Below are 9,052 nucleotides of genomic sequence, written 5' to 3'. Positions count from 1 at the left end.
ACCATCAAGCGCCATTGGCTTAACAATAGTGTCGATATCCTCACGGCTGTAACCGAATACCTGCTGGTAACGGTATACTGAAGCTTCAGACAGGTTGGCGAAAGCCAAACGCGGCTCAGTAAGCTCGCTCAGGTTAATTTTATAGTTTTCCAACCAACGGCCGTAAGGCTGTTGTGATGCAACTTGTTTCTTGATCTCCTCATCGGTGATGATACGGCCTTTTTCGGTATCGATCAACAACATTTTACCAGGCTGTAAACGGCCTTTGCGTAAAACAGTGCTTTCGTCGATAGCTAAAGTACCGGCTTCTGATGCTGCAATAGCGCGGCCATCGTTGGTTATTACATAACGCAATGGACGCAAGCCGTTCCGGTCAAGCAGGGCGCCTACCAGTTTACCATCGGTAAAGGTGATAGCTGCAGGGCCATCCCAAGGCTCCATCAGGGTAGCGTGAAACTCATAGAATGCTTTTTTAAGCGGATCCATAGCTTCGTTGCCATCCCATGCCTCTGGCACCAGCATCATCATTACGTGTGGCAATGAACGACCGGAATGCAGCAGGATCTCGATGATATTATCCAAACAGGCCGAGTCCGACTGGTTGTTATCAATAACAGGCAGCAACATCTCCATTTCTTCGGCAGTAAAGTATGACGAAGCGTATGATTTCAGGCCTGCATAAAACCAGTTCAGATTACCTGTTAAGGTATTGATCTCGCCGTTATGCGCAATTAAGCGGAACGGCTGGGCCAGTTTCCATGAGGGGAAAGTATTGGTTGAGAAACGCGAGTGGATCATGGCAAAGCCCGATGCAATACGCGGATCAGAAAGGTCGGCATAATATTTACGCAGCTGGTACGTAGTAAGCTGGCCTTTGTAAATGATTGTTTTACAGCTTAATGATGTAAAATAAAAATTATCAGAAGCACCGGCTACAGTTTCGGTAATGGTTTTGTTGATATACCTTCTGAGCACGAACAGTTTACGCTCAAAATCATCGGCATTGGTAATATGATGCGGCCTTGCGATATAAATTTGCTCAACATCAGGTTCGGCCTGGCGGGCTGTTTCACCAATAACTGATGAATCAACAGTGAGTTTACGCTCGCCAAGTTTATGTAAGCCTAATTTTTCAATAGCGTTGTTAATAATATTACGGCAGGCCTTCTTTTGGGCCGAATCCTTTGGTAAGAAAATCATACCTACACCATACTCACCGGGTTCCGGCAGGCTGATCTCAAGGTTTGAGCATTCTTCCATTAAAAATTCATGGGGCAATTGTATTAAAATACCCGCACCGTCCCCGCTTTCGGGGTCGCATCCGCACGCACCACGGTGTTCCATGTTTTCAAGCATGGTTAACGCGTTATCAATGATCTGGTTGGCTTTATGACCGTTTATATTGGCTATAAATCCCGTTCCGCACGAATCGTGTTCAAATTCCGGTCTGTAAAGACCCTGGTGGCTATCAGTTTGATCCATTGTTTAAATTAAACCGTTTATAATTTTATAAGGGGTGTAACCACGAAGTTACCAAAACTCAAATAAATTATAAAATTTACGGTAATTTTTAAAGATTTCTAAAAAATCAATTATTTAAATCATGTTTATTTAACATTATCTCAACAAAAAGAGATAATTATTATGATGTACAAAATGAAAGTACGAAAAAAATTATTTAGAATCAATATAAAGTTGCAGTAATTATGCTTAATTCATTTATTAAAGCTGCAAACTATGCTATAACCAAATAAAATTTTGCTGCTTTTGCCTATGTAGATGGTAGAAATTTGGGGAAGCGATCATGGTTGGTGGTTCACAGATCATGTTTAGTATTGGAGTATACGTGGTTTATGAGATTGGCTTTGTAGTATGGCCGCGAAAAGAAGAAGAGGCAAGCATCCAATCCGGTGAATCCGTTAATCTATAGATCAAGGTTCAGAAAAAGCGTATAGGAATAGAAGCGGATACCTGCAGTGAGCGTAATGCCTGCAGGCGTATGAGTCGGGCCGCAGACAACGCCGTGATAGAAATTAGTGATTAGGTAGCTTGTTAAAATTAAAAATTCTATCCATCACGTCATTGCGAGTAACCATCAAGGGAATCCTGGAAAAAACAGCAATGACGTATATTTCAGAGATGGCGCGCGAGGGGCGCGTTAGTGATAGGAGCGTATACCGGCCTTGTGGCTAATGCCTTGTGCAGTATGATCGGATAGCGCGGGCCACAGGCAACGCCCATATTTATAAATAGATCGAAAAGTATACTTAATAATCACGTCATTGCGAGTAACGAAGCAATCTCAAACTATACAGGGTGACTCCGCAAGTCGGAGATTGCTTCGTACCTCGCAATGATGGGTGAAATAAGAGGTTTCTACCTATAAGTACACAAATAAGAACTCTGCACTTTAGTTTTAACTTTAAACGACGTGTTGGCTTCAATTTCAAATGTTTGTCCGCCTGTAAATGTTTGCCATTTGTCGGTTGAGGGAAGCAGGGCCTCAAGGCTGCCTTCAATTACGGTCATGGTTTCGTGGCTTGATGTGCCAAATTCGTATTCGCCGGGTTCAATAACGCCAATGGTTGAGCGGCCCTGTGGGGTAGTGTATGCCAGTGATTTAACGGCACCTTCAAAATATTCGTTTACGTTGATCATGTTTAAAAATTTCGGCCTAATATGGTTAAATAAAATGATTTGTGTTATAATTGGGGCTTAACTATTGAAAGCCTCCGCATCGGCGAATGTTAAAATATGTGAAAAAAGTAATTTCCGTTGTGATTATTACTTCTTAAACATCGTTATTTGCATAAAATTTATATATGAGGAAAATCCAACTATTAATGCTGTTCGTTTTGTCAGCTATAATATTCCAGGGCTGTAAAAAGGACGTTGTTACTTCTGCTTCTACCACTTCCGATCAAATACTTGCTGCTACTATCAATGGTACATCATGGATACCCGATGATGTTACTGCCACCATAAATTATGATGCCAACGCTAAAACAAAAACATTTAATGTAGTAGGCACTACCGACCTGAAAAGAGTTAAATGGACTATCACTTTGAGTGATGCTGCTTCTGCCACCAATGTCAACACTTTTCCGATTGCAACTTATAAAGTTGATGCTACAGATAGGGTGAAAATGGCCTATTTTACATCAACAAGTGGAACATCCTATAATCAGGTAGGCACTGTTGAGTCGGGTTCAGGGACTATTATCATTACATCTATAGATCCAACAAAAAATGTAATAACCGGTACCTATAGCATGACTACAAAAAAGGTAAATTATAATGATGATGGTTCTATAGCATCTATTGAAACATCACAGATATTAGGTGGTACGTTCACCAACTTGCCTTATACCTTTACTCAATTGAGTAATTAAATTAACAAAAATAATAACAAGAACGCCCCGGGTTGTTACAACCCGGGGCGTTCTTGTTTAAAATAAACCTGAAATTACTGCATAGGGCCAAAGTTTGCAGGCCTGGTTGGGCTCGACGGATTAGGCGTTGGGCTTGGTGTTGTCGGGCTTGGCGTATTTGGCGCGGGGTTAGGATTGGGCGTATTTGGCTGCGGCACCGGGTTAGGGGTATTAGGTGTTGGTGAAGGATTTGGTGTTGGCGTTGGGGTAGGTGCTGGTGTCGGCGTTGGCACAGGCATTGGTACCCGGTTTGGATCCGTCGGTGTTGGTGCAGGAGCAGGGGTTGGATTCGGGTTTGGCGCCGGATCTGTTGGTTTTGGTGTAGGTACCGGAGTTTTTGGTTTCTTTTTGTTTTTACCCGGTACGGTATCAGTCGTCATTGTATATTTTGCTATGGTGGTGCCATTGTTTTGAGGGTGACCATTGGCTAATGCAAATGAGCCGGCTAATGACAGGGCAATAGCAGCGGCTGCAATTCTTAAGTTTTTCATATTTTATCGTTTTATTTATAAAAGTTAACTAATAGTGTAACTTTCATTGGCGGTAATAGTTTTTAAAATTTGCAAAAGCAGTGCTGTTGGCCTGTAATTGTTAGCTTTTATAAACAGAGATCTATATAACGGAATTGCACTTCGCCCTATGCCGGGATTCTGCTCCATATTGATATTAAGCGCTATATTTGTAACCAATACCTGTAAATACTACCTATGACCGAACTTGAAAAAATGATATCCGGCGAGCTGTACAATGCCGGGGATGCCGAGCTTATTGCCGCCCGTTCAAAAGCCCGCCAATTGTTTACTCAATATAATGCTGCCGGCTACGATGATAAGGAAACCAAAACCGCGCTGTTAAAACAGCTGTTACGAAACTTTAAGGGGAATATTGATATTCAATCGCCTTTTTACTGTGATTATGGTTTTAATATAACAGCCGGGGATAACCTGTTTCTGAATTTTAACTGTATTATACTGGATTGCGCCCGGGTTACATTTGGTGATAATGTGTTCCTTGCGCCCAACGTGCAGTTGTATACAGCTTATCACCCGGTTATCGCTGCCGAAAGGATCAAAGGCCCCGAATACGCGGCACCCATAACTATTGGCAATAACGTGTGGCTGGGCGGCGGTGTAATTGTTTGCCCCGGAGTTACTATAGGTGATAATACTACCATTGGTGCCGGAAGTGTAGTAACCAAAGATATTCCCGCCAATGTTGTAGCTGTTGGAAACCCCTGCCGGGTGGTTAGAGAGTTGTGATTTCGGATTTGGGAATTTCGATTTCGGATTTAGGAAGCTGAGGTCAATCAAGTGTCGGGCCTTAAGATATTTATGCTAAGCCGCAAGGCACTCCCTTTGCGGCTTAGCGCCTTTGCGTGAAATTAATGAAGCAGGCATTGTTTAAACCGATAATACCGGCGATGGCTTTGGGCTCTCTTTTAATAATTTTAATTCGGCAACAATGATAAAGCTTACAATTACCAGGAAAGCCCATGAGCTTATTTTCTGGTAATTGACCACTGTCCATGCATGGTGCTGATAAGCGTAACGCCAGGCCCCAAGCCGTGTAGCTATGTTTTCGGCAAGCCAGATAAAAAAGCCGATGAGCATAAATGACGATATAGCCGGCATGCGGTAAGCGCGACCCTGTAAATGAAAAACTACAACCGAACGCCTGAAAAAATAAAGGATCAATACGCCTATGCCGTAACGGACATCAGGCATAAAATGATTGCTGAAAAAGTTAAGATATATTAAAACGCCTATAGTACGGGCAATGTACCGGTTGGGCCAGTTTTGTATTTGCAGGTTAAGCCTTCGCCAGGCCTGGCACATGTAGCTGGCAACGCTGGCATACATAAAGCCGCTGTATAGCGGAACGCCGCCTACTTTCAGATAAGCAAACTCGGGATAAGACCATGAGCCGTAATGCACTTTAAAAAGTTCCATCGCCAGGCCCAGCAGGTGAAATATACAGATCACCAGTACTTCATCTTTAGTTTCGATCCCGGTATAATATAAAGCGGCCTGGATAAGCAGACAGGCTATCAGCATAAAATCATACCGGGGCAGAATGCCCGTAAACAGGTGCGAAAGCGCCAGCATGGCAAATACCAAAACCGGGAACAGGCAGGAGAGTGCCTGCTGTTGCACAAAGATGCCGAAGTGTTTGATAATTGTTTTCATGGATCAGTTTAAAACGTATGCCTGGTCCATTCCCTGGATCTGAACTTTGTATTGCTCTGGCAAAAGGGCATCTCTCAAAAACTTTCCGGGTTTAAGGTTTTTTACTGCCTTGTATACTTTTAATACAGGCCAAAGCCAGGCTATTTTACCCAGCGGCAGTTGTTGACTGATCTGTGCCGGCACGGTTAGTAATTGTGCCTGCTTCAAAATCTGGTAGCGAACAATGCCAAGGTGTTTTTTGTATTGATGATACAGGTCGATAGTAAAAGCGCTGTTAACGAGATTGCGTTCAATATGTTCTTTGCGCATTTGCAGGTAATGAGGATAATCTGTTGGCAGGTTGGTTAGCTGCATCCGTTTGCCAACTTTGTAAAACACGTTAAACACTTCGGTTTTTTCGGCTGTGCTCAAGGGGCTTTCCAGTAGCTCATGTGAACGGATGGACAGATCGATAAGGAGGAACAGTACATCCCGATAAGCCCAGTCGGGTATTTGAGAGCCGCGGGCGCTTTCAACTCCTTTATGTATCGCATTTATTTTATCAATTGCCTTTAACGCCGCTTCACGCTCCGAAAAAAGGATCTGCCGCGAATAAGCAACGGTGCTGAACAGGCGGGCCAGGGGATCGGCCGGGAGCTTGCCCGTGAAATAGAGCCAGTCGACAGCCTTATTTAAAGCAAATTCGGCTGCGGCCCCGGCAAAAATGAACAGGATGGTATCTGCCTTGCCCCAAATTTTGCGCACTATCGATTGTTCATCTACAAAAAAATCCATACTATATAATTTTAGTTTTTGGTAAATTATTGGGCTGACTATAAATCAGCTCGATGATCATCACTATGGATATACCTATTGTGTAACACAGCATATCACCCCATGAAAATGAATGCCCAAGCAGTATGCCTGCCACTTTTGAGTTTTGTAAGCCCAGGTGGCTAAGTAGATTAAAGTATTGCGATATCTCAACTATATATGAAAAGATCAGTGTGCCGACGGCTGTTTTTAGCCATGGTGTGTTTAAGAAGCTTTTTATAAGGCAATAGATAAGGATAACTACTAAAAGATCGCCTCCGAAAGGGCGGATAAGCCGATCATGCAGATATATGCCGATAAATACTTCGGTTATGAAGAGGATCAGCGTTAAAATGAGATATGATCTATTTAACTTCATTTTTATTAAAAGTACTTTGTATTTCAAAGTTATTGAAATGTTTTAAATTTGCAATAGGGGTGGGGAAGTTTTATTTGGAGGGTGATGTGTTTTCCTTATTGGGCTGACTAATATTTAATTACTAATTTTTGTGGCTTTTTTTTAATGTTTAAAACTTTTATACTAATTTTTGTAGTTTTAAAATGGCTATTGGTATACTTGCATGCTAATTAAGTACATATTTTAGAGCAGACGTATGGTAAATGCAGTTTTTGAATTTGAGTTCAATAATCAGGTTATTGAGTTTGATATAAGCGATAAAGATTTAATGATAAACGCCACAGAGATGGGCAAGATCTTTGGAAAAAACCCGACCGAGTTTTTAAAGCTGAAACAAACCAAAGATTTTATTGAAGAGCTGAAAAATTTGCCATTGCCCTTTAACGAATCGAATTTTGAGGGTAACCATGTCAATACTCAGGCCGATTTAGAATCAATGATATTTGTGAATAAGATAGACGGACTTTGGATGTGCGAGATTCTGGCGCTAAAGTTTGCCGGTTGGTTAAACCCCAAATTTGAGGTTTGGGTTTACAGCACTATCCGTGAGTTTTTACCTAATTTAAGAGATAACAATGAGGCTTATAAACAAATTGTAAAGTTTGAAGATCAGTTGGATAAGCTGGTTAAAAAATTGCAGGGTAATGCCGATTTCCAGTCTTATATGCTACTGCAGGAGAAATTGAAAAAGCTTCCTTACCGGATCAAAAGAAACAACCAGGCCACTTTGAGGCAGTACAGGCAGTTGAAAGCAATATAATTTACAGGAGAGGGGGGATTCTCTTAGCCTTCAGGGAAATCGCTTTTAAAACACGTGGCACCTAACGGAGCCAATATACTGGGGACAAAATGTCTATAAACACGATACTCCTACGGAATGTCTATCAATTGCTTTAAACTCCGTAGGAGTATCGTGTTTATAGGAAACAAAATGGAAACTTTAAGGCTCCGTTAGGTGCTGCGTGTTTACTATTGATTTTAAAAGCGGTTTCTCTACCTCGGCCTATTCTCTTTCTCCCTGCTCAATATTTAATACCCCATTTGCTAACCCAATGTCATTAAATCACTGTTGCTTTAGTATTAAATAATTGTAATCCTATTTTTTTTACTTTCGCTTCTTATTAGCTCCCCGGGGCAATTAGGTTTGATCTTTTCCTGCCGGTCAAACCTTTGGGGAAACTAAAAGCAACGCGTTTTCATGGAAAGTAAATTAAGGTTGGCCGAATATAAAGTGCTTTTATACAGGCTGTTTTTAGGGTATTTGTTTTGTTTTATTGCAAGGGTATTATTCTTTGCTTTTAATACGCACCTGTTTGCTGTGGATAGCTTTTGGGCACTGCTCAAGCTATGCTACTACGGTATGGCCTTTGATACCACAGCCCTGCTTTATATCAATAGCCTGTTCATTCTGCTTAGCGTTTTACCGCTAACTGTAAATACCCATCCTAAGTTTCAAAAGGGGATGGCTGTTCTGTACTTTATTACCAATTTGCTTACCTACGCTACCAACTTTGTTGATATCATTTACTATCGCTTTAGCCAGGTGCGTTCAACCAAGGCTACGCTTGATGTACTTGCCGATGAAAATAACAAGAAACTGTTGTTTACCCACTTTTCTGAAGCCTACTGGTATGTGATCATCATATTTATTTTGTGTTCTGTTTGCTGGATCTGGCTATATAACCAGGTGAAGCTGAAGCCAGTCGTTGTAAAGGATAAGAAAGTCTATTTTTTATCATCTATAGTGTCATTCCTGCTGATCCTCACGCTGGTTATTGGAGGCATCCGGGGCGATTTTGCGCACAGTACCCGGCCTATTAACATGGTTGATGCCTACAAGCACATCACCGTACCTAATCAAGGCGATATTGTTTTGAATACTCCTTTTGCCATTTTCAGGACATTGGGTACTAATAATTACAAACTTCAACATTGGGTGGACGAAACATACATCAGCAGCAATATCAAGCCCATAAAACACTATAGCACCAAACCCGCCAATAAGCCCAATGTGGTGATCATTATACTGGAAAGCATGTCCCGTGAATACTGGGGCAGCATGAACCGCGATGTTAATATCCCCGGCTTTAAATCATACACGCCGTTTTTGGATTCGCTCTCCAACAGCAGTCTTATATTTACTAATGCCTATGCAACCGGCCGGCAATCTATTCACGCTGTATCGTCGGTAATAGCGGGGATACCGTCGTTTCAGAATGCTTTTA

9 protein-coding genes and 1 pseudogene are annotated in these 9,052 nt (G+C 41.8%); 4 read left to right on the top strand and 6 right to left on the bottom strand.

From position 1 onward, the window contains the following. Positions 1-1,482: pseudogene (locus VF500_RS08180) on the bottom strand (glutamate synthase subunit alpha); the annotation flags it as partial. Positions 1,483-2,376: 894 nt separating this feature from the next. Then, a complete protein-coding gene (locus VF500_RS08175) occupies positions 2,377-2,658 on the bottom strand; it encodes a pyrimidine/purine nucleoside phosphorylase (protein WP_330859204.1) in 282 nt (93 codons plus the stop codon). Between the two features lie 197 nt (positions 2,659-2,855). On the opposite strand from VF500_RS08175, the gene VF500_RS08170 reads away from it, so the two are divergent. Further along, complete coding sequence (locus VF500_RS08170) at positions 2,856-3,392, top strand: hypothetical protein (RefSeq protein WP_330859203.1); 537 nt, start codon at positions 2,856-2,858, stop codon at positions 3,390-3,392. 74 nt (positions 3,393-3,466) lie between these two features. On the opposite strand, the gene VF500_RS08165 is transcribed toward VF500_RS08170, so the two are convergent. Continuing rightward, the gene (locus VF500_RS08165) at positions 3,467-3,922 is read right to left on the bottom strand and encodes a hypothetical protein (protein WP_330859202.1); all 456 of its coding nucleotides are present in this window, start codon (positions 3,920-3,922) and stop codon (positions 3,467-3,469) included. A 216-nt stretch (positions 3,923-4,138) separates the two neighbouring features. Here VF500_RS08165 and VF500_RS08160 point away from each other — a divergent pair, with 216 nt between their 5' ends. Continuing rightward, entirely contained in the window at positions 4,139-4,690 is a 552-nt protein-coding gene (locus VF500_RS08160; protein WP_330859201.1) for a sugar O-acetyltransferase, read from the top strand. A 141-nt stretch (positions 4,691-4,831) separates the two neighbouring features. Here VF500_RS08160 and VF500_RS08155 read toward each other — a convergent pair whose 3' ends face one another. The 3 genes from VF500_RS08155 to VF500_RS08145 are packed head-to-tail and all read right to left on the bottom strand — an operon-like array spanning position 4,832 to position 6,788. After that, the gene (locus tag VF500_RS08155) at positions 4,832-5,617 is read right to left on the bottom strand and encodes a DUF817 domain-containing protein (protein ID WP_330859200.1); all 786 of its coding nucleotides are present in this window, start codon (positions 5,615-5,617) and stop codon (positions 4,832-4,834) included. A gap of 3 nt (positions 5,618-5,620) precedes the next feature. After that, a complete protein-coding gene (locus tag VF500_RS08150) occupies positions 5,621-6,391 on the bottom strand; it encodes an oxygenase MpaB family protein (RefSeq protein WP_330859199.1) in 771 nt (256 codons plus the stop codon). Between the two features lies 1 nt (position 6,392). Then, positions 6,393-6,788, bottom strand: a complete 396-nt coding sequence (locus VF500_RS08145) for a DUF2809 domain-containing protein (protein ID WP_330859198.1) — start codon at positions 6,786-6,788, stop codon at positions 6,393-6,395. A gap of 235 nt (positions 6,789-7,023) precedes the next feature. Here VF500_RS08145 and VF500_RS08140 point away from each other — a divergent pair, with 235 nt between their 5' ends. Both VF500_RS08140 and VF500_RS08135 read left to right on the top strand, forming a co-directional pair. Further along, the gene (locus VF500_RS08140; protein ID WP_330859197.1) at positions 7,024-7,587 is read left to right on the top strand and encodes a KilA-N domain-containing protein; all 564 of its coding nucleotides are present in this window, start codon (positions 7,024-7,026) and stop codon (positions 7,585-7,587) included. 438 nt (positions 7,588-8,025) lie between these two features. Then, on the top strand, positions 8,026-9,052 hold a 1,027-nt coding region (locus VF500_RS08135; RefSeq protein ID WP_330859196.1), incomplete at its 3' end, for an LTA synthase family protein.

The sequence above is a fragment of the Mucilaginibacter sp. genome, from assembly GCF_036383575.1.
Classification (GTDB): Bacteria; Bacteroidota; Bacteroidia; order Sphingobacteriales; family Sphingobacteriaceae; genus Mucilaginibacter.
The sequence above is the reverse complement of the archived record's forward strand: the minus strand, read 5'-3'. Positions and strand labels throughout refer to the sequence as shown.

What these genes read in the sequence shown, in the direction of transcription:
- VF500_RS08155 (WP_330859200.1), bottom strand. Translation starts at nt 5,617, where the DNA reads ATGAAAACAATTATCAAACACTTCGGCATCTTTGTGCAACAGCAGGCA.
- VF500_RS08150 (WP_330859199.1), bottom strand. Translation starts at nt 6,391, where the DNA reads ATGGATTTTTTTGTAGATGAACAATCGATAGTGCGCAAAATTTGGGGC.
- VF500_RS08145 (WP_330859198.1), bottom strand. Translation starts at nt 6,788, where the DNA reads ATGAAGTTAAATAGATCATATCTCATTTTAACGCTGATCCTCTTCATA.
- VF500_RS08160 (WP_330859201.1), top strand. Translation starts at nt 4,139, where the DNA reads ATGACCGAACTTGAAAAAATGATATCCGGCGAGCTGTACAATGCCGGG.
- VF500_RS08140 (WP_330859197.1), top strand. Translation starts at nt 7,024, where the DNA reads ATGGTAAATGCAGTTTTTGAATTTGAGTTCAATAATCAGGTTATTGAG.
- VF500_RS08165 (WP_330859202.1), bottom strand. Translation starts at nt 3,922, where the DNA reads ATGAAAAACTTAAGAATTGCAGCCGCTGCTATTGCCCTGTCATTAGCC.
- VF500_RS08175 (WP_330859204.1), bottom strand. Translation starts at nt 2,658, where the DNA reads ATGATCAACGTAAACGAATATTTTGAAGGTGCCGTTAAATCACTGGCA.